The organism is Lapillicoccus jejuensis (genome assembly GCF_006715055.1).
Taxonomy (GTDB): Bacteria; Actinomycetota; Actinomycetes; order Actinomycetales; family Dermatophilaceae; genus Lapillicoccus; species Lapillicoccus jejuensis.
This window is the reverse complement of the sequence record NZ_VFMN01000001.1, coordinates 3201565-3221002: the sequence shown is the minus strand read 5'-3', so window position 1 is coordinate 3221002 and position 19438 is coordinate 3201565. Positions and strand designations below refer to the sequence as shown.

Annotated in this window: 16 protein-coding genes; 6 read left to right on the top strand and 10 right to left on the bottom strand. The window is 74.0% G+C overall.

Features of this window, described 5'->3' with window-relative positions:
- Nucleotides 1-81: 81 nt before the first annotated feature.
- From FB458_RS14980 to gabT, 5 genes are all read right to left on the bottom strand, one after another.
- Nucleotides 82-1437, bottom strand: coding sequence for a M50 family metallopeptidase (locus tag FB458_RS14980; protein WP_141849195.1), 1356 nt, complete (start codon nt 1435-1437; stop codon nt 82-84).
- The gene (gene dxr, locus FB458_RS14975) at nt 1434-2675 is read right to left on the bottom strand and encodes a 1-deoxy-D-xylulose-5-phosphate reductoisomerase (RefSeq protein ID WP_141849194.1); all 1242 of its coding nucleotides are present in this window, start codon (nt 2673-2675) and stop codon (nt 1434-1436) included. Before dxr ends, FB458_RS14980 begins: the two co-directional genes overlap by 4 nt.
- 94 nt (nt 2676-2769) lie before the next feature.
- Nucleotides 2770-3252: a guanyl-specific ribonuclease gene (locus FB458_RS14970; protein WP_141849193.1), complete on the bottom strand. Its 483-nt coding sequence runs from the start codon at nt 3250-3252 to the stop codon at nt 2770-2772.
- Nucleotides 3252-5642, bottom strand: coding sequence for a glycoside hydrolase family 31 protein (locus FB458_RS14965; protein ID WP_141849192.1), 2391 nt, complete (start codon nt 5640-5642; stop codon nt 3252-3254). The genes FB458_RS14970 and FB458_RS14965 overlap by 1 nt, the downstream gene beginning before the upstream one ends.
- A 113-nt stretch (nt 5643-5755) precedes the next feature.
- Nucleotides 5756-7132 carry a 4-aminobutyrate--2-oxoglutarate transaminase gene (gene gabT, locus FB458_RS14960; RefSeq protein ID WP_141849191.1) on the bottom strand — a complete coding sequence of 459 codons (1377 nt, stop codon included), beginning with the start codon at nt 7130-7132 and terminating at the stop codon, nt 5756-5758.
- A 104-nt stretch (nt 7133-7236) separates the two neighbouring features.
- Between gabT and FB458_RS14955 the strand changes: the two genes are divergently transcribed.
- Nucleotides 7237-8139 carry a LysR family transcriptional regulator gene (locus FB458_RS14955; RefSeq protein WP_141849190.1) on the top strand — a complete coding sequence of 301 codons (903 nt, stop codon included), beginning with the start codon at nt 7237-7239 and terminating at the stop codon, nt 8137-8139.
- Here FB458_RS14955 and FB458_RS14950 read toward each other — a convergent pair.
- The 4 genes from FB458_RS14950 to FB458_RS14935 form a co-directional block, all read right to left on the bottom strand.
- On the bottom strand, nt 8126-8800 hold the full coding sequence (locus FB458_RS14950) for a putative Ig domain-containing protein (protein ID WP_141849189.1): 675 nt from the start codon (nt 8798-8800) through the stop codon (nt 8126-8128). The genes FB458_RS14955 and FB458_RS14950 overlap by 14 nt on opposite strands.
- A gap of 119 nt (nt 8801-8919) precedes the next feature.
- Nucleotides 8920-9981 carry an agmatinase gene (gene speB / locus FB458_RS14945; protein WP_141849188.1) on the bottom strand — a complete coding sequence of 354 codons (1062 nt, stop codon included), beginning with the start codon at nt 9979-9981 and terminating at the stop codon, nt 8920-8922.
- Complete coding sequence (locus FB458_RS14940; protein ID WP_141849187.1) at nt 9978-11261, bottom strand: saccharopine dehydrogenase family protein; 1284 nt, start codon at nt 11259-11261, stop codon at nt 9978-9980. The genes speB and FB458_RS14940 overlap by 4 nt, the downstream gene beginning before the upstream one ends.
- A gap of 25 nt (nt 11262-11286) precedes the next feature.
- On the bottom strand, nt 11287-12759 hold the full coding sequence (locus FB458_RS14935) for a gamma-aminobutyraldehyde dehydrogenase (RefSeq protein WP_141849186.1): 1473 nt from the start codon (nt 12757-12759) through the stop codon (nt 11287-11289).
- Between the two features lie 135 nt (nt 12760-12894).
- On the opposite strand from FB458_RS14935, the gene FB458_RS14930 reads away from it, so the two are divergent.
- The 4 genes from FB458_RS14930 to FB458_RS14915 are packed head-to-tail and all read left to right on the top strand — an operon-like array spanning nt 12895 to nt 17593.
- The gene (locus FB458_RS14930; protein WP_141849185.1) at nt 12895-13377 is read left to right on the top strand and encodes an Lrp/AsnC family transcriptional regulator; all 483 of its coding nucleotides are present in this window, start codon (nt 12895-12897) and stop codon (nt 13375-13377) included.
- Nucleotides 13374-14846 carry an aspartate aminotransferase family protein gene (locus FB458_RS14925; protein ID WP_141849184.1) on the top strand — a complete coding sequence of 491 codons (1473 nt, stop codon included), beginning with the start codon at nt 13374-13376 and terminating at the stop codon, nt 14844-14846. The genes FB458_RS14930 and FB458_RS14925 overlap by 4 nt, the downstream gene beginning before the upstream one ends.
- Nucleotides 14843-16204: an NAD(P)/FAD-dependent oxidoreductase gene (locus tag FB458_RS14920; RefSeq protein WP_141849183.1), complete on the top strand. Its 1362-nt coding sequence runs from the start codon at nt 14843-14845 to the stop codon at nt 16202-16204. The genes FB458_RS14925 and FB458_RS14920 overlap by 4 nt, the downstream gene beginning before the upstream one ends.
- A 48-nt stretch (nt 16205-16252) precedes the next feature.
- Nucleotides 16253-17593: an outer membrane protein assembly factor BamB family protein gene (locus FB458_RS14915; RefSeq protein WP_141849182.1), complete on the top strand. Its 1341-nt coding sequence runs from the start codon at nt 16253-16255 to the stop codon at nt 17591-17593.
- A 2-nt stretch (nt 17594-17595) separates the two neighbouring features.
- Here the strand turns inward: FB458_RS14915 and FB458_RS14910 are convergent, their stop codons facing one another.
- On the bottom strand, nt 17596-18534 hold the full coding sequence (locus tag FB458_RS14910) for an AEC family transporter (protein WP_141849181.1): 939 nt from the start codon (nt 18532-18534) through the stop codon (nt 17596-17598).
- Nucleotides 18535-18616: 82 nt separating this feature from the next.
- On the opposite strand from FB458_RS14910, the gene FB458_RS14905 reads away from it, so the two are divergent.
- Nucleotides 18617-19429 carry a nucleotidyltransferase domain-containing protein gene (locus FB458_RS14905; protein ID WP_141849180.1) on the top strand — a complete coding sequence of 271 codons (813 nt, stop codon included), beginning with the start codon at nt 18617-18619 and terminating at the stop codon, nt 19427-19429.
- The last annotated feature ends 9 nt before the right edge of the window (nt 19430-19438 follow it).

Genomic DNA, 19438 nt, shown 5'->3' with positions numbered 1-19438 from the left:
TTCAGCAACCGGCTCCACACACGCGCTGCTGAACTCCATCAATTGATGGGTTTCAGCAACCGGCACGGCGAAGGGCGGGTGCTAGAGCAGCTTGACCGGGTTCACCAGGTCGGCGTAGATCAGCAGCGCCGACATGCTCACCAGGACGATCGCCATCGTGTAGGCGATGGGTAGGGCCTTGGCGACGTCGACGTGACCGGGGTCGGCCCGGCCCAGCACCCGGGCCCCGCGCCGCTTGAGGCCCTCCCAGAGCGCACCGGCGACGTGGCCGCCGTCGAGCGGGAGCAGCGGGATGAGGTTGAAGACGAAGAGCGCCATGTTGAGCGACGCGAGGAGCGAGACCAGCAGCGCGATCTTACCCGCGGTGCCGTCGGGGATGACGTCGGACGAGGCGATCTCGCCGCCGATCCGACCGACGCCGACGACGGAGATCGGGCTGTCCTGGGCGCGCGGGCCGCTGCCGAACGCCGCCTGCGCGACGCCGACCATCTTCTGCGGGATGTGCAGGACGACGCCGGCGGTCTGCGTGAAGAGGCTGCCGACGGCGCCGGGCACCTCGGTCACGGGCTGGCGCTCGATGGGCGCGTACGGCATCGAGGACACCCCGAGGAAGCCCGCGAGCTTGGTCAGCGGTTGGCCGTCGGAGCCGGTGGCCACCTTCCCGTCGCTGCCGATCTGGGCGACGGTGTTCTCGACCGGGGTCAGCGTCGCGCGCTGCTCGCGGCCGTCCCGGGTCCAGACGATCGTCGTCGGTCTGCCGGCCCGCGGCTGGATGAGAGCGCCGACGTCGGTGCTGCCCTGCACGGCCGTGCCGTCGATCGAGGTGATGACGTCGCCGGGCCGAAGCCCGGCGGTGTAGGCCGGGGTCTTCGGGTCGGCGGCGGTGCACGTGGTCTGGGTCTGCGCCTTGGCGGCGGGGACGACGCACTCGCTCACCGACGCGACCTGCGCACCGGGCTTGACGGTCGGCAGCCCGTAGAGCAGCAGCAGCCCGGCCATGCACACGGTCGCGATGAGCAGGTTCATCACCGGCCCGCCGAGCATGATGACGACCTTCTTCGGCACCGACAGCTTGTAGAAGACCCGGTTCTCGTCGCCGGGACCGACCTCCTCCATCGAGTCCTGCCGGGCCTGGTCCATCAGCTGGCTGAAGCGACCCGTCGACGACGCGCGCAGGTGGGTCGGGTCGTCCCCGGGCTTCGGCGGGAACATCCCGATCATCCGGATGTACCCGCCGAGCGGGATCGCCTTGACGCCGTACTCCGTCTCGCCCCGCCGACGCGACCACACCGTCGGGCCGAAGCCGACCATGTACTGCGTCACCTTGAGGCCGAACTTCTTGGCCGGGACGAGGTGGCCGATCTCGTGCAGCGCGATGGACAGGCCGATGCCCAGGGCGATGGCGAGCACTCCGACGATGTAGGCGACGACGGTCACGCGGGTCCTTCCGGTACGGCGCCCCGGCTCGCCGGGTCGCTCACCCCACCATCATCACCCAGACCGAGGACGCTGCGTGCCCGTGTCCGGGCGGCGGCGTCGGCGGCCAGCACGCCGGCCAGGTCCAGGGCGGCGCCGGCGTCCATGGTGTCGAGGTGCTCGTCGACCACCCGGGACACGGTGTCGACGATGGCGGTGAACGGGATGAGCCCGTCGTGGAAGGCGTCGACGCAGACCTCGTTGGCGGCGTTGTAGGTCGCCGGCGCGGTCCCGCCGGCGGTGCCGGCCCGCTTGGCGAGCGCGACCGCCGGGAACGCCTCGTCGTCCAGCGGGAGGAAGGTCCACGTCGACGCGCGGGTCCAGTCGCACGCCGGCCCGGCCCCCGGCACGCGCTCCGGCCACGCCATCCCCATCGCGATGGGGATGAGCATCGACGGCGGTGAGACCTGGGCGATGGTCGAGCCGTCGACGAACTCGACCATCGAGTGGATCAGCTGCTGCGGGTGGACGACGACGTCGATCCGCTCGAAGGGCACGTCGAAGAGCAGGTGCGCCTCGATGACCTCGAGCCCCTTGTTGACGAGGGTCGCGCTGTTCGTCGTGACGACCCGGCCCATCGCGAAGTTCGGGTGGGCGAGCGCCTGCTGCGGGGTGACGTCCGCCAGCTCGTCGCGCGAGCGCCCGAGGAAGGGGCCACCGCTCGCGGTGACCAGGAGGCGCCGTACCTCCTCGGCGGTGCCACCGCGCAGGCACTGGGCGATGGCCGAGTGCTCGCTGTCGACGGGGACGACCTGGCCGGGCCGGGCCACCGCCTTGACGAGCGGGCCGCCGATGATGAGCGACTCCTTGTTCGCCAGGGCCAGGGTGCGGCCGGCCCGGAGCGCCGCGAGGGTGGGCTCGAGGCCGATCGCGCCGGTGATCCCGTTGAGGACGACGTCGGCCTCGCGGCCGGCGAGCTCGCTCGCGGCGCGGTCGCCGACGAGCACCTCCGGCCGGTACGACGCCCCGCCGGCGGCGGTCAGCGCGTCGCGCACGTCGGCCTCGCTCCCCCGCGCGACGGCGACCGTGTCGACCCGCAGCTCCATGGCCTGGCGCGCGAGCAGCCCGAGATCGGAGCCGCCGACGGCGAGGCCGGTGACCCGGAAGCGGTCCGGGTTCGCGCGGACGAGGTCGACCGCCTGGGTGCCGATCGACCCGGTCGAGCCGAGCAGGGTCACGGTGCGGGGCGCGGACGTCACCCCGCCAGTGTCCCAGAGGCCACCCGAATCGGATTCGGGGCGCTCGGCTCGCGTCACGACCCGAGCCGAGCGGGCCGAATCCGATTCGCGGGGGTCAGCCGGAGGGGCGGATGCGGGTGAAGGTGTCGTAGTGGTCGAGCGTCAGGTAGAGCTGGCCCTGCGAGCCGGTGACGACCCGACGGGGGCCGCGCGTCGACGAGCCGGGGGTCGGGACGGTGTACTCGTGGTAGTACCCGTCGGCCTCGCGCGGGAGGACGTGGTTGGCGTTGTGGTAGACCACGCCGTCGTTGCGCGGGTAGGGGAACGGGCCCCCGGCGCGGATGAGCGCGAGGGTCCGGCGGGTGGGGCCGTCGAGCGAGGACTCGGCGACCCAGCGCAGCCCGGACGCCGGGTCGGTCGCGCCGCCCGACGGGGTCGTCGACGAGGGGACGGACGCCGACGACGTCGCGCGGACCGAGGGTGACGAGGCACCCCCCGACCCGCGGGTGAGGACGACCGCGAGGACGACGACGAGCAGGCCGACGACGAGCGTGACGACCGCTCCCGTCCGGCCGCCCGCGACCGTCCGCCCGGCCATCAGCCCTGCGCCGTCAGCACCTCGAGCAGCGCGGACTCCAGGGACCGCGGTGCCTCGAACGCGTGCAGCTGCGCGATCCGCGCCCCCAGCGGGACGTCCTTCTCGAGCACCTCGAGCGCCTGCGCCTTGAGCACGTACGCGCACTGCGCGTCGTCGAGCACCCGCACGACGCGCGCCCGGACGTCGTCGCGCGGTCGGCGCGGGTCGGCGCCGATCCCGACGACCAGCCGCGACCCGGCGGGCACTGCGTCGACGACGACGCTCGTGCGCCCGTCGGCACGCCGTACGGCGGCCTCGACGGCCTCCCCGTCGACGCTGGCCGTCGCGGTCACCTCGGGCAGCCCGACGAAGGTCACGCTCCATCGGCGCTGCGCGGGCACGTACGGCGCCGCGATCCCCTCCACGGTCAGCTCGCCCGCGGCTTGGGCCCACACGATGGCCGTCCGCGTCACCCGCGACTCGTCGGTGCCGCCCCCGGTGCCGTCGTCCTCGACGAGCTCGTGCCGCCCGTCGGCGCCGACGACGACGAGGACCTCGACGTGCTCGGGGGCGACCGGGTCGTTGCCCGGGACCTCGTCCCCGTCGAGCGGCACGACCGCGCCGGCCGCCGCGAGGACGGGCACGGTGTCGAGGTCGCGGTGCAGGACGAGCCGGCGGTCGCCGTCGTACTGCTGACCGGTGAGCAGGTCGACCCACTCCCCCGGCGGCAGCCAGACCGGCACGGCGGCGCGCGTCGAGACCCGGTCGGCGGGCTCGGTGACGGCCGCGACGAGCAGCGCGTCACCGAAGCAGAACTGCTCCGGGTGCTCGTACGCCGCCCCCTCGTCCGGCCACCGGTGGTAGAGCGGCGTGACGAGCGGGACGCCCTGGGCGCGCGCGCGGTGGTTCATCGAGTGCAGGTAGGGCACCAGGCGCTGACGCAGTCTCAGGAAGCGGGTCTGGACGGCGGCGGCGTGCGGGCCGAAGGTCGCCGGCTCCTTGGTCATGAACGGGTTGGCCTGCGAGTGCAGCCGCAGGATCGGCGAGAAGCAGCCGAGCTGCACCCAGCGGGTCGCGAGCTCGTCGTCCTTGACCCCCTCCAGGTGGCCGCCGACGTCGTGGCTCCACCAGCCGTAGCCGATGTTCGCCGCGGTCGCGGTGAAGTACGGCTGGAAGGCGAGGGTCGCCCACGTGACGTAGGCGTCGCCGGAGAAGCCGACGGGGTAGCGGTGCGAGCCGGGGCCGGCGTACCGCGAGAAGGTCAGCGGGCGGCGGCCGTCGCGCGCGGCGGCGAGGAAGTGGACGTGGTTGAGCACCCACAGCGGGTCGACGCCGACGATCCGCGAGTGCGTGCCCTGCTGCCAGTCGACCCACCAGAAGTCGACGCCCTGGTCCTCGAGCTCGCGGTGCAGCACGTCGGTGTAGACCCGCATGAAGTCCCGGTCGGTCACGTCGAGCGAGATCGGCTCCCGCAGTCCCGGGTCGCGCCCGAGCGCGCGGGCCACGCGCTCGTAGGCCTCCTCGTGGGCGCGGACGCCGTCGGCCGGGTGGACGTTGAGGGTGACCCTCAGGCCGCGCCGGTGCACCTGCTCCAGGAACCGCTCGGGGTCCGGGAACAGCTCGCGGTCCCAGGTGTAGCCGGTCCACCCCGAGCCGTACGCCGGGTCGATGTCGACCAGGTGCCAGTCCATGTCGACGACGGCGACGCTGAAGGGCAGCCCCTCGGCGGCGAACCGGTCGAGCAGCTGCAGGTACGACGCCTCGGTGTACCGGTGGTAGCGGCTCCACCAGTTCCCGAGCGCCCACCGCGGCAGGACCGGCTGGTCACCGGACACGGCGTAGAGCGCCCGGACGGCGTCGGCGTGGTCGTGGCCGTAGGCGAAGACGTAGAGATCCTGGCGACCCTCTTCCCGGGACGCGACCCAGCCGTCGTCGCCCCAGACGAACGACGTCGAGTCGTCGATGACCGAGAAGCCTTGTCGCGAGACGACACCCGGCTCGAGCGGGATGGCGCCGTCGGCCCCGTCGAGGGTCCGGGCCGTGCCGCCGAGGTCGTGCGTCGGCTCGCCGTACCGCCAGGTGGAGTGGTACGACGTCACGCCGCCGAGGACCTCGACGAGCAGCCCGTGCGTGGTGAAGGGGCCCTTGTCGTACGTCAGCCGCACCCGGTCGGTCGAGACCTGGACCCGGTCACCCTCGTCGACGACGCGGAACTCGGGGACGGGCAGGCGGCGGCGCACCGCGAAGGTGGACGGCCGGTCCTCGAAACCCCCGTCCGGCGAGTGCTCGAGGCGCAGCAGGCCGTCGGTGAGGACGGTGACGCGCCAGGTGTCACCGGCGACGACGGCGGCCGGGTCGGCGAGCGCCTCGCTCGGGGGGTGGCTGACGGTGGGGGCGGGTGACGTCGACATCGCCCCCCACCCTAGGTCCGGGTCACGCGCGACACCCCACATGTTGCTGGCTCTGGACGTCGTGGTGCTGGTCCAGGAGCCGCAACATGTGGGGTGTCAGGCCGGTGAGCCCGTCATGCGTGGGCGGCGAAGGCGGCCTCGAGGATGTCCAGGCCCTCGGTGAGCAGGGCCTCGTCGGCGACCAGCGGCGGCAGGAAGCGGAACACGTTGCCGAAGGTGCCGCAGGTCAGGGTGACGAGGCCCTCGCGGTGGCACGCGGCGTTGATCGCCGCGGTCAGCTTGGCGTCCGGCGTCTTCGACGCGCGGTCGGTGACGAGCTCGATGGCGAGCATGGCGCCGCGGCCGCGGATGTCGCCGATCTGCTCGTGCTTGTCGGCCAGTGCCTCGAGCCGCGGGCGGAAGAGCCCCTCGATGGCGCGGGCGCGGCCGGCGAGGTCGTGTTCCTTCATCGTCGCGATCGAGCCCAGCGCGGCGGCGCAGGCGACGGGGTTGCCGCCGTACGTGCCGCCGAGGCCACCGGCGTGTACCGAGTCCATCAGCTCGGCCCGGCCGGTGACCGCCGCGAGCGGCAGGCCGCCGGCGATGCCCTTGGCGGTGGTGACGAGGTCGGGGACGACGCCCTCGTGGTCGCTGGCGAACCAGTCGCCGGTGCGGCAGAAGCCGGTCTGGATCTCGTCGGCGATGAAGACGATGCCGTGCTCACGGCACCAGTCGGCGACCTTGGCGACGAAGCCCGGCGCCGGGACGACGAAGCCGCCCTCGCCCTGGATCGGCTCGAGGATGACGGCCGCGGTGCGCTCCTCACCGACCTGGGCGTGGACCATCGCGGTGAACGCGGCGAAGGCCTCATCGGCGCACGCGTCGGCGCCACCGGCCCAGCGGTAGGGGTAGGCCATCGGCGCGCGGTAGACCTCGCCGGCGAACGGGCCGAACCCGTCCTTGTAGGGCATGTTCTTCGCCGTCAGCGCCATCGTGAGGTTGGTGCGCCCGTGGTACGCGTGGTCGAAGGCGACGACCGCGTCGCGGCCGGTCGCGTGCCGAGCCACCTTGATGGCGTTCTCGACGGCCTCGGCGCCGGAGTTGAAGAGGGCCGACCGCTTCTCGTGGGTGCCCGGGGTGAGCTCCGCGAGCTCCTCGCAGACCTGCACGTACTCCTCGTACGGCGTGACCATGAAGCAGGTGTGGGTGAAGTCGGCGACCTGCCGCTGCACCGCCTCGACGACCTGGGGCGCGCTGTTGCCGACGCTCGTCACGGCGATGCCGGCGCCGAAGTCGATGAGCTGGTTGCCGTCGACGTCGACGAGCACGCCGCCGGCCGCCTTCTCGATGTAGACCGGCAGGCCGGTGCTCACGCCGGCCGACACCGCCGCCCTCTTGCGGGCCTGGAGCGCCTCGCTGCGCGGGCCGGGGATGGCCGTGCGCAGCACGCGGCGCTGCTCGACACCGATGCTGGGGACGGCGCTCAGGGCGGGGGCGAGGGTGTCGGTCATGGGCCCAGCGTCCTCGCCCGCCGTCATGCTGTCCAATACCTGTTGCGCAGACCGTCCATGCCTGCGAGGCATCGCACGAGCCTCCGGCGAGGCATGATCGCCCCATGGAGCTGCGTCACCTGCGCTATCTCATCGCCGTCGCCGACGCGGGCTCCCTCAGCGCGGCCGCCTCGCGCGTGCACGTCACCCAGCCCTCGCTGTCGCGCCAGATGCGGGCGCTCGAGCGGGAGCTCGGGGTGGGGCTCTTCTCCACCACGCAGCGCTCGACGCAGCTGTCGGCCGCCGGCCGCCGGTTCCTCCCCTTCGCCCGCGACCTCGTGGCGCGCGCCGACGCGGCGGTCGCCGCCGCCCACACCCTGGCGTCCGGCCGGCTCGAGCACCTGACCATCGCCGCCCCGGGCACGACGCTCACCGACGTCATCGCGCCCTTCCTCGCCCTGCTCGAGGAGGACGACCCCATGCCGACGGTGTGGGAGGAGCTGCCGGTCAGCGTCTACGCCGCCCTGCCGCGCGGGGCCGATCTGGCGATCGGGACGACGCCGCCCGCGCCGCACCTCGCGTCGGTGGCCCTGGCCGACCTGCCGGTGTGGGCCTACGTGCGCGGCGACGACCCCTGGGCCGGCCGGTCCGACGTCGGCCTCGGCGAGCTGGTCTCGCGCGACCTGCTCCTGCTCTCCGGCGACTTCCACCCGCGGCGGGCCCTCGACCAGGCGCTGGGCCGCAGCGGCCGGGCGTACGAGTCGGTGGTCGAGGTGGGGACGCCGGAGGTGGCCCAGGCGCTGGCGGCCGCCGGCCGAGGCGTCGCCGTGCTGTCCGACGACCCCCGTTTCGGTCTGCGGCCCCTGCGCATCACCGCGGCGGACGGCCCGGTGCACATCAGCCTGTACGCCGCGTGGCAGCGCGACCACCACGCCGCCGCGACCCTGGAGGCGCTGGCCGAGCGGCTGACCGCCTTCTGCGTGGAGCGCTACGGGCCCGAGGTGGCCCCCGCGCTCAGCCGACGGTGACGGTGAAGGTCTCCTGGTCCTTCGCCCCCACCTGGTCGACGACCTCGAGCGTGAAGCGGTAGGTGCCGGGCACGCCGGGGGTGCCGATCAGCGCGGTGGCCGTGGTGCCCTGGACGGTGGGGCCGGTCAACCCGGTCGGGATGCTCCCGGCGACGACCGTCCAGCGCACCGGGGTGGGGGTGGCGCCGCTGCCGGTCGTGGTGTCGCAGCCGGTCGTCTCGACGTAGAAGGCCGTCGGCCGGCCGGCGGGGAGGACCACCGGGGCGCGGGGGGTGATGACGCACGAGCCGGTGGGCGGTGCGGGGACCGGCGGGACGGGCGACACCGACGGCGTGCACCCGGTCAGGGCGACCGTGGCCGTCGGGGTCCCACCGCCGTCCGAGACGGTGACCCGGCAGTCGGGGGCCCTGAAGCCCGACGCCTCGACGCGGTAGGAGCCGGATCGGTCGGCGCGGGCGCCGGCGATGCTCGTGGTGGAGCGCGCGACGACGTACGAGCCGGGTTGGGCGCGGCCTTCGACGCGCAGCGACGTCGCGACGAGGGAGCCGCGGGTGGCGGTGACCGCGCAGGCCGGGCCGGCCGACAGGGTCGGCCCGACGACGCCGAGGAGGAGGAGGGCGGCCACTGCGGCAGCGGGACGGGGGATCGACGGGTGGGACATGGGGGGCTCCTGGGGGGTGGGACTCGCCGGCGGAGGGCGGCACCCGCTCGGCGGGTCGTCGTCGTCCAGTGCCTCGACGCTAGGAGCGATCCCGGGGCACGAGCCATCGCACCAACGTCCTACGACCTCCCGCGGTCCTCGCCCGGACCACTCGTCCCGGATCGCGGCACCCGTCCGTCCAGGAGCGGCTGGTCGGGGTCCCACCGGGTGCCGTCGCGCTCGTCCTGCCGCTTGCGGGCGAGGGCCGACAAGGCCTCGAGGACCACCCGGTTGGCCAGGGCCGCGGTGATGTCGGCGTGGTCGTAGGGCGGGGACACCTCGACGACGTCGATGCCGACGACCGGCAGCTCGAGGCACAGCCGCCGTACGGCGTCGAGCAGCTGCCGGGCACTCAGCCCGCCCGGCTCCGGCGTGCCGGTGCCCGGCGCGTGGCCGGGGTCGCACACGTCGATGTCGACGGAGAGGAACACGCCGTCGCACTCGTCGGTGGCGATCCACGAGGCCTCGGTGAGGCAGTCGTCGAGCCCGCGGCGGACGATCTCGGTCATCTCGAACGACCGCATCGACTGCCCCGCCATCCAGTCCAGCGTCTCCGGCGGCGGCCAGTAGCCGCGCAGCCCGACCTGGAGGAAGCGGTCGCCGCGCAGCGCCCCGGAGTCGATGAGCCGGCGCATCGGCTGGCCGTGGCCCCACAGCGACCCGAACTCGATGTCGCCGGTGTCGGCGTGCGCGTCGAAGTGGATCATCGACACCCGGCCGTGGCCGAGGACGTTGGCCACGCCCTTGGCGTCGGGGTAGGCGATCGAGTGGTCACCGCCGAGGACGACCGGGATCGCCCCGGCGCGCGTCACCTTCTCGACGGCCGCCTCGAGCGCGGGCAGCGCGACCTCGATGTCGCCGGAGTACATCTCGACGTCGCCGGCGTCGACGACGCGCAGGTCGCGCAGCCCGTCGGTGCGCAGCGCCAGCGAGGGCCGCGACCCGTCGTGCGGCAGGTAGTCGGTCATCCGGATCGCCTGCGGCCCGAAGCGGGTGCCGGGGCGGTGCGACGTGCCGCCGTCGAAGGGCGCGCCGAGGACCACGACGTCCGCGTCGGCGTACGACGCCGGGTCGTCGAGGTCGCAGCGGTCGACGCCGAGGAAGGTGATGTCCGGCCCGAACTGGGCGCCGTACCGGGTCACGGGGTGCGGTCCTCCATCCCCCACGGGGAGCCGTAGCCCTCGGGCTTGGGAGCCGCCAGCAGCTCGAGGAACGGCACGGCGTCGAAGGCCTCGGGACCCTTGACCCCGGCGCCGGACCACACCCCGGTCGCGAGCAGCTCGAGCGCGACGACCGGGTTGACGGCCGTCTGCCAGACGACGCACTGGGCGCCGTACTCGCGCATCGTCTCCTCGTTGTCGGACACGTGGTAGAGGTACGTCGCGCGCGGCGCGCCGTCCTTCCCCTTCCCGGTCACCATCAGCCCGGCGCACGTCTTCCCGGTCATCATCGGGCCGATGGTCGCCGGGTCGGGCAGGACGGCGGCGACGACGTCGCGCGGCGAGACCTGCACCCCCTTGACGCTCACCGGGTCCGTGCGGTCCAGACCGAGCGTGCGCAGGGTCTTGAGGATGGTGATGAGCTCCTCACCGAGGCCGTACTTGAAGGTCACCCGCTCGGCGTCGACCCAACGCGGCATGAGGAGCACCTCCTCGTGCTCGACGTGCACGCACTCGACCGGGCCGATGCCCTCGGGGAAGTCGAAGACCTCGGGCTCGCTGAAGGCCGGCAGCGTAAAGAACCCTGCCTCGACGTCGCCACCGGCGGCGTCGGCGCGCGCCTTCTCCCACACCACGGGCGGGTTGAGGCACTCCTCGATGATCGTCCACATCGAGAAGCCCGGCGCGAACGTCTCGTTGCCGTCGGCGTCGCGGACGGCGAGGTTGGCGCCGTCGCGGGTGCCGAGCTCCTCGATGTGGGAGAAGAGGTGGTCGGCGGCGTACCGGGCGAAGACGTCGGACAGGCCCGGCTCGACGCCGATCCCCAGCAGCGCCAGGCCTCCCGAGGCCTCCCACTCCCCCGCCATCGCCAGCTGCTCGTCGCCGAGCTTGACGTGCGCCTTCTCGTACGGCGCCTCGGGGTGGCGCTGCGAGAGGCTCATCGCCATGTCGAGGTACGACGCCCCGGCGGCGAGGGCCCCGCGGTAGATCGGCATGACGAACCGCGGGTCGACCGCGTTGAAGACGTGGGTCGCGCCGTGCTCCTTCGCCAGGGCGGCGACGGCCGCCTCGTCCGAGGCGTCGACCTGCGCGGCGACGAGCCGGGTCTCGCCGGCCCGGCGGGCGGCGGCCGCCGCGACGGTGGCCCGCGCCCGGGACAGGTCGTAGTCGGCGACGACCCACGCCTCGAAGAAGCCGCGCTCGACGGCGATGCGCGCGGCGGCGTCGCCGACGCCGCCTGCGCCGATCATGAGGACTCGCATGGTGGTGGTGCCTCTCAGGTCTCGATCAGCTCTGGATGTTGGCCATGACGTGCTTGACCCGCGTGTAGTCCTCGAAGCCGTACATCGACAGGTCCTTGCCGTAGCCGCTGTGCTTGAAGCCGCCGTGCGGCATCTCGGCGACGAGCGGGATGTGCGTGTTGATCCACACGCAGCCGAAGTCGAGGGCCTTGGACATCCGCATGGCCCGGCCGAAGTCCTTGGTCCACACGGAGGACGCCAGGCCGTACTCGACCCCGTTGGCCCAGGCGAGCGCCTCGGCCTCGTCGGAGAAGCGCTGGACGGTGATGACGGGCCCGAAGACCTCGTCGCGGACGATCTCGTCGCCCTGGTGCAGGCCGGAGACGACGGTGGGCTCGAGGTAGTACCCGTCGCCGAGCGCCGTGGCGCGCGTGCCCCCGGCGCCGACCGACGCGTGGTCGGGCAGCCGGTCGAGGAACCCCTGGACCTTGTCCAGCTGCATCCGGCTGTTGACCGGGCCGAGCAGCGCGTCCTCGTCGTCGGGCAGGCCGAGCTTGGCCTGGCTGCGGGCGTACTCCGACAGCGCGCCGACGAAGTCGTCGTGGATGCCGGGGGCGGCGAGCACCCGGGTCGCGGCGGTGCAGTCCTGCCCGGCGTTGAAGTAGCCGGCCACGGCGATGCCCTCGACCGCGGCCTCGAGGTCGGCGTCGTCGAAGACGACGACCGGCGCCTTGCCGCCCAGCTCGAGGTGGACGCGCTTGAGGTCGTGGCTGGCCGACTCGGCGACCTGCATGCCGGCTCGCACGGACCCGGTGATGGCGACCAGCGCCGGCGTCGGGTGCTCGACGACGGCGCGGCCGGTGTCGCGGTCGCCGGTGACGACGTTGAGGGTGCCCGGCGGGAGGAACTCGGCGGCGATCTCGGCCAGCAGCAGCGTCGTCTCCGGCGTCGTGTCGGCCGGCTTGAGGACGACCGTGTTGCCGGCGGCGAGGGCCGGCGCGATCTTCCAGACCGCCATCATCATCGGGTAGTTCCAGGGCGTGACCTGGCCGACGACGCCGATCGGCTCGCGCCGGATCCACGACGTGTGGCCCTGGAGGTACTCCGCGGACGCGCGGCCCTCGAGGACGCGGGCGGCCCCGGCGAAGAAGCGCAGCTGGTCGACCATCGGCGGCACCTCCTCGCTCGCGGTGAGCGCGAAGGGCTTGCCGGTGTTCTGCGCCTCGAGGCGCACGAAGTCGTCGGCCCGCGCCTCGATCGCGTCGGCGAGCTTGAGCAGGGCCTGCTGGCGCTCGCTCGGGGTGGTCCGGCCCCACGTCCCGAACGCGCGGGAGGCGGCGCCGTACGCCCGGTCGACGTCGGCGGCCCCCTCGACGGGGGCGGTCGCGACGACCCGGCCCGTGGACGGGTCGACGACGTCGGCGCGGGCGTCGGACAGCGAGTCGACGTACTGCCCACCGACGAAGCTGCGCAGGGTGCGGGGCGCGCCCGCGGGGGACGGGGTGGACGGCGACGTCATGGGGGGACAGTACCCCGACCGACGGCCTTCCCGGCAGGTCCGGGCGGTGGTTTTCCTCTCTCACGGGGCACTTCACCCGCGATTGTCGAAATTCCTCGGCTCCGTGACGACGGAATCCGTCATCCCTCGGCTAGGGTGCGCAGGGTGACCACAGCCGCTCGCGACCCTCGCCCGCAGCTCGACGACACCGCCAAGCGGATCATCGAGCTGCTCCAGGAGGACGGCCGTCAGCCCTACGTCACCATCGCCAAGGCGGTGGGGCTGTCCGAGGCCGCCGTCCGCCAGCGCGTGCAACGGCTGCTCGACGCCGGCGTCATCCAGATCGTCGCCGTCAGCGACCCGCTCCAGCTCGGCTTCAGCCGCGAGGCGATGGTCGGCATCCGCACCAGCGGTGACCCGAACATCGTCGCCGAGGCCCTCAACGACATGAACGACGTGACGTACGTCGTCGCCACGGCCGGCAGCTACGACCTGCTCGCCGAGGTGGTCTGCGAGGACGACGACCACCTCCTCGAGCTGGTCAGCCGTCGCATCCGCGCCCTCCCGGGCGTGGTCTCCACCGAGCTGTTCGTCTACCTCAAGCTCCACAAGCAGCACTACAACTGGGGAACCCGATGACCACGACACCGACCACCACCCCGGCGGCGACGACCCACCAGGGCAGCGCCGCCCCGACCGCCGGCACGCTCGGCTCGACCCCCCGCGGGACGTCGTACGCCGACGCGGCGCGCGACCACCTGTGGGGCCACTTCACCCGCCACTCGGTCTACGAGCCCACGAGCGAGGGGGGCCTCGGCCTCGACGTGCCGCTCATCGTGCGCGGCGAGGGACACCGGATCTGGGACGACCGCGGCCGCGAGTACATCGACGGCCTCGCCGGGCTCTTCGTCGTCCAGGTCGGCCACGGCCGCGAGGAGCTCGCCCAGGCCGCGGCCCGCCAGGCCAGGGAGCTCGCCTTCTTCCCGCTGTGGTCCTACGCGCACCCCAAGGCGGTCGAGCTGGCCGAGCGCCTGGCGCACTACGCGCCCGGGGACCTCAACCGGGTCTTCTTCACCACGGGCGGCGGCGAGGCCGTCGAGAGCGCGTGGAAGCTGGCCAAGCAGTACTACAAGCTGGTCGGGAAGCCGAGCAAGCACAAGGTGATCAGCCGCTCGGTGGCCTACCACGGCACCCCGCAGGGTGCCCTGTCCATCACCGGCATCCCCGGGGCCAAGCAGCCCTTCGAGCCGCTCGTGCCCGGCGCGTTCAAGGTGCCGAACACCAACCAGTACCGCGCTCCCGAGCACCTGCGCGACGACCCGAAGGCCTTCGGGCTGTGGGCGGCCGAGCGGATCGCCGAGGCGATCGAGTTCGAGGGCCCCGACACCGTCGCGGCCGTCTTCCTCGAGCCGGTGCAGAACTCCGGCGGCTGCTTCCCGCCGCCGCCCGGATACTTCCAGCGCGTGCGCGAGATCTGCGACGAGTACGACGTCCTGCTCGTCTCGGACGAGGTCATCTGCGCCTTCGGCCGGATCGGCGGGATGTTCGCGTGCGAGGACCTCGGTTACGTGCCGGACATCATCACCTGCGCCAAGGGGATGACCTCCGGCTACTCCCCCATCGGCGCGATGATCGCCAGCGAGCGGCTCTTCGAGCCGTTCCGCCGCGGGACGACGTCGTTCCCGCACGGCTACACCTTCGGCGGCCACCCGGTCTCGGCGGCCGTCGCGATGGAGAACCTCGACATCTTCGAGCGCGAGGGCCTCAACCAGCACGTGCGGGAGCAGGCCCCGGCCTTCCGGCGCTCGCTCGAGACGCTGCTCGACCTGCCGATCGTCGGCGACGTGCGCGGCGAGGGCTTCTTCTACGGGATCGAGCTGGTCAAGGACAAGGCGACCCGGGAGACCTTCGACGACGCCGAGTCCGAGCGGCTGCTGCGCGGCTACCTCTCGCGGGCGCTCTTCGACGCGGGCATCTACTGCCGCGCCGACGACCGTGGCGACCCGGTGGTCCAGCTCGCGCCGCCGCTGACCATCGGGCCGGCCGAGTTCGCCGACATCACGCAGCGGCTGCGCTCGGTGCTCGAGGGCGCGTCCGCCCACCTGTGAGCACCCGGCCGCTCTGGTGGGAGGGCCTCGCGCCCTCCCCCAGGAGGCCGGCGCCCGCCGCCGACGACACCTGCGACGTGGTCGTCGTCGGCGGCGGCCTCACCGGCCTGTGGACCGCGTGGCACCTGCTCCGCCTCGACCCCTCGCTCGACGTGCGGGTCCTCGAGGCCGAGCACGTCGGGTACGGCGCCAGCGGCCGCAACGGCGGCTGGGCCTCGGCGCTCTACCCGGTCTCGCTCGACCGGGTGGCGCGCGAGAGCGGGGCCGCGGCGGCCCGTGACCTCGGCGCCGCGCTGCGCGGGTCCGTGGACGACCTCGGCGCGATCGCTGCTCAGGAGGACATCTCCTGCGACTACACCAAGGGCGGCACCGTCGTCGTCGCGCGTGGGGCGGCCCAGGTGACCCGCGGCCGCGCCGACGTCGAGCACGACGTCCGCTGGGGTCTGCCGACCCGCTGGCTCGGCGCCGGCGAGGCGCGCGAGCGGCTGCGCGCCCGGGGCGTGGACGGGGCGTCGTACAGCCCGGACTGCGCGCGGGTGCAGCCCTTCTCGCTCGTCACCGGTCTCGCCGCGGCGGTCGAGCGGCGGGGCGGCCGCGTGCACGAGTCGACCCGGGTCACCGGGCTGCGACCGGGCTCGGTGACGACCGCCGACGGCGTCGTCCTGCGCGCCCGGCACGTGCTGCGCGCCACCGAGGCGTGGACGCCCACCCTGCCCGGGCACCGGCGCGACGTCGCCCCCGTCTACTCGCTGGTCGTCGCGACCGCGCCGCTGCCCGCCGACGCGTGGGCGCAGGTCGGGCTCGCGCAGCGCGAGACGTTCTCCGAGCACCGGCACCTCGTCGTCTACGGCCAGCGCACGGCGGACGACCGGCTCGTGTTCGGCGGCCGCGGGACGCCGTACCACTGGGGGTCCTCGGTGCGGCCCGCCTTCGAGGACGAGCCGGGCGTGCACGCCGCGCTGCGCTCCACCCTGCTCGAGCTGCTGCCGGGCCTGCCCCGCGACACCGCCTTCACCCACGCCTGGGGCGGGGCCCTCGGCATCGCGCGCGACTGGCACCCGTCGGTGCGGCACGACCCCACCACCGGCCTCGGCAGCGCCGGCGGCTACGTCGGCGACGGCGTGGCCCTGGCCCAGCTGGCCGGGCGGGCCCTCGCCGAGCTCGTCGCGGGGCGCCCGGGCCGGGCGGCGCGACTGCCCTTCGTCGGCCACCGGCCGCCGCCGTGGGAGCCGGAGCCGCTGCGCTGGCTGGGGGTCGGTGCCGGGCTGCGTCTGGCGTCCCTGGCCGACGCCGAGGAGGCGCGCAACGGTCGGCCGGCCCGGCTCGGCGCCCTGCTCGGCCGCCTCACCGGGCACTGAGCCCGGGCTCGACTCGCGGTCCGGGCCCGGTGGGTGGACGGTGAACCCATGCGCCGTCGCCTGCTCCCCACGCTGATCGCCGGGCTCACCGCCCTCACCGCCCTCGTCACCGCTGCCCCGACCTCCACCGCCGCCACCGGCGACTGGCCGACGGACCACGGCGACAACCTGCGCTCCGGCCACATCGCCGGCACCGCGTCGTACACCTCGCTGCGCACGGGCTGGACCCGCTCGCTCGACGGCGCCGTCTACGGCTCGCCGATCGTCATCGGCGGGCGGGTCGTCGTCGCGACCGAGAACAACACCGTCTACTCGATCGATCCGACGACGGGGGCGGTGCGCTGGTCGCGGCACCTGCGCAGCGCCATCACCGACACGTCGGTCCTCGCCTGCCCCGGCTCGATCTCCCCGACCGGCATCACGAGCACCCCGGCGTACGACCCCGTCACCGGGCGCATCTTCGTGGTCACCGTCACGAGCTCACCGAGCACCGGCGTCACCCACGAGCTGTGGGCGCTGCGCCCCGGCGACGGCGTCCCGGTGCTCGACAAGCGCGTGGAGGTGCCCGGCACCGACCCCCGCGCGCAGCAGCAGCGCGCCGCGCTCGCCGTCGACCGCGGCAACGTCTACGTCGCCTTCGGCGGCCTGGCCGGCGACTGCGGCAGCTACAAGGGCGCCGTCCTGTCGCTCTTCGCGAACGGCGCCTCCGGCGGGGTCGCGTACGTCGTGCCGACCGCCCGCGAGGCGGGGATCTGGGCGCCGGGCGGCCCCGTGGTCGCGGCCGACGGCACCGTCTTCGTCGCCGTGGGCAACGGGGCCTCGACGAGCGGCGCCTACGACCGCAGCGACTCGGTCACCCGGCTGACCGGGCGGATGGGCGTGGTCGACTGGTTCGCCCCGACCTCGTGGGCGAGCGACAACGCGCGCGACCTCGACCTGGGGTCGATGACGCCGGCGCTGACGAGCAACGGCATGGTCCTCCAGGTCGGCAAGTCCGGCACCGGCTACACGGCGCGGGCGGGGCACCTCGGCGGCATCGGGGGACAGCTGGCCACCGCGTCGCTCTGCCCGTCGTACGGCGTCTCGGCCGTCACGGGGACGACGGTCTACCTGCCCTGCACCACCGGTGTCACCCGCGTCGACGTCGACGCCGCCGGGGGCATCCACCGCGGGTGGACGCAGGGGTCCGTCACCGGCTCCCCCGTGGCCGGACCGGGGGCGCTCTACGCGATCGGCAACGGCAGGCTCCTCGCCCTGGCCGGCGGCACGGGCGCGGTCCTCGGGAGCATCGCGGTGCCGACGGCCAGCCGCTTCGCCACCCCCGCCCTGTCGGGGAACCGCGCGTTCGTCGGCACGCTGTCGGGCGTGACGTCGGTGCTCGTCGGCTGAGCTCAGCGCGCGCCGGCGAGCTGGAAGACGAGCGCCAGCAGGAGGATCACGGGGACGGACGCGAAGGTGCTGACGAAGATCGCGTCCCGGGCCAGCAGCAGCCCCCGGTTGTAGCGGTTGGCGTAGGTGAAGACGTTCTGCGCGGTCGGCAGGGCGGCGGTGACGGCTGCCGCGAAGAGGGCGTGGCCGCGCAGGCCGACCACCCCCCAGCCCACGGCGACGGCCGCTGCGGGCTGGACGAGCAGCTTGAGCGCGACCACGGTGCCCACGTGCCCCCACGACCCGCCGGCCCCCGGGAGCGGCCCGAGCCGCAGCGCGATCCCGAAGGCGACGAGCATCGCCGGCACCGCCATGTCGCCGAGCAGCGTGACGGGCTGCAGGACGAGCGCCGGCACGTGGTCGCGCACGAGCGAGACGAGGATGCCGAGGAGCGCGCCGACGGTGATCGGGTTGCGCAGCACCCGTCCGAGGCTGCGACCCAGCGTGGGGCGGACGCCGCGGGCGTCCGCGTCGAGCAGGGCCATGACGACCGGGGTGATGACGAGCAGCTGCATGAGCAGCGTCGGGGCCATGAGCGAGACGTCGCCGAGCACGTAGAGCGCGATGGGGATGCCGAGGTTGCCGGCGTTGACGTACGACGCGCACAGCGCCCCGATGACGCTCTCCCCCAGCGGCATCGGCCAGAGGCGGCGGGTGAGGACGACGTACAGCGCGACGGTGACCACGACGCTCGCGAGCGAGGAGAGGAGGTTCGCCGAGAGCACCGCCGAGATCGGCGTGCGGGCCATCACCGTCAGCAGCAGCGCGGGTGAGGCGACGTAGAAGGCGAGCCGGCTGAGGACGTTCTGCGCGGTGGTGTCGAGCACCCGCAGGTGCGCGAGCAGCCACCCGACCGCGACCACCGCCGCGATCGTCGCGAACCCCTCGAGCACCCCGACCACGACGCGATCCTGACAGGGCGGGCGGGACGGTGGGCCGGGCGGTCGCCCAGCGGGACGCGGACGCATCGGGCACCATGACCGCGTGCGAGCCCTGACCCCCGACCTGGACCCCGTCGGCGTCGCGGAGATCGACCGCCGGCTGGCCGCGGTCGCGGTCGAGCACGCGGTGACGGTGCCCTGGGCGGTCGAGAGCGGCAGCCGCGCGTGGGGCTTCCCCTCACCGGACAGCGACGACGACTGCCGCTTCCTCTACGTGCGCCCGCTCGAGGTCTACGCCTCGCCGTGGCCGCGACGCGACGTCGTCGAGACCCCCCTCGACGCGGTGTTCGACGTGTCGGGGTGGGACCTGGCCAAGGCGGTCCGGCTCGCCGCGCGGGGCAACGCGACGGTCGGCGAGTGGCTGCGCTCGCCGATCGTCTACGACGGCGACCCGGCCTTCCGCGACCGCATGCTCGCGCTGGTCGGGGAGGTCGCCGACCGTGCGGCGCTGGCCCGGCACTACCGGCACGTCGGCGCCCAGCAGTGGGACCGCTGCGGAGCCGGCGACGCCGAGGTCGCCCGCCTCAAGGGCGTCCTCTACGCGCTGCGCCCGGCGGCCACCTTGCACTGGATGAGCGGGCACGCCGGCCTCCCGCCGATGAACCTCCAGGAGCTTCTCGCCGAGGCCCCGCCGGACGGCGACGTGCTCGAGGCCGTGGCCGAGCTCGTGGAGGCCAAGTCCCGCACCCGCGAGGTCGGCGACGGGCGGGTCGCCGCCCCCGTGCGCCGGTTCGTGCAGGAGTGGCTGTCCGGTGCGGACCCCGCGCTACCCCGCGACGCCCGACCCGCCGACGACGTGGTCACCCGCGCGGAGGCCGGGTTCCTCACGCTGGTGCGGGAGTTCGGGCCGCGCTGAGACGGCGCC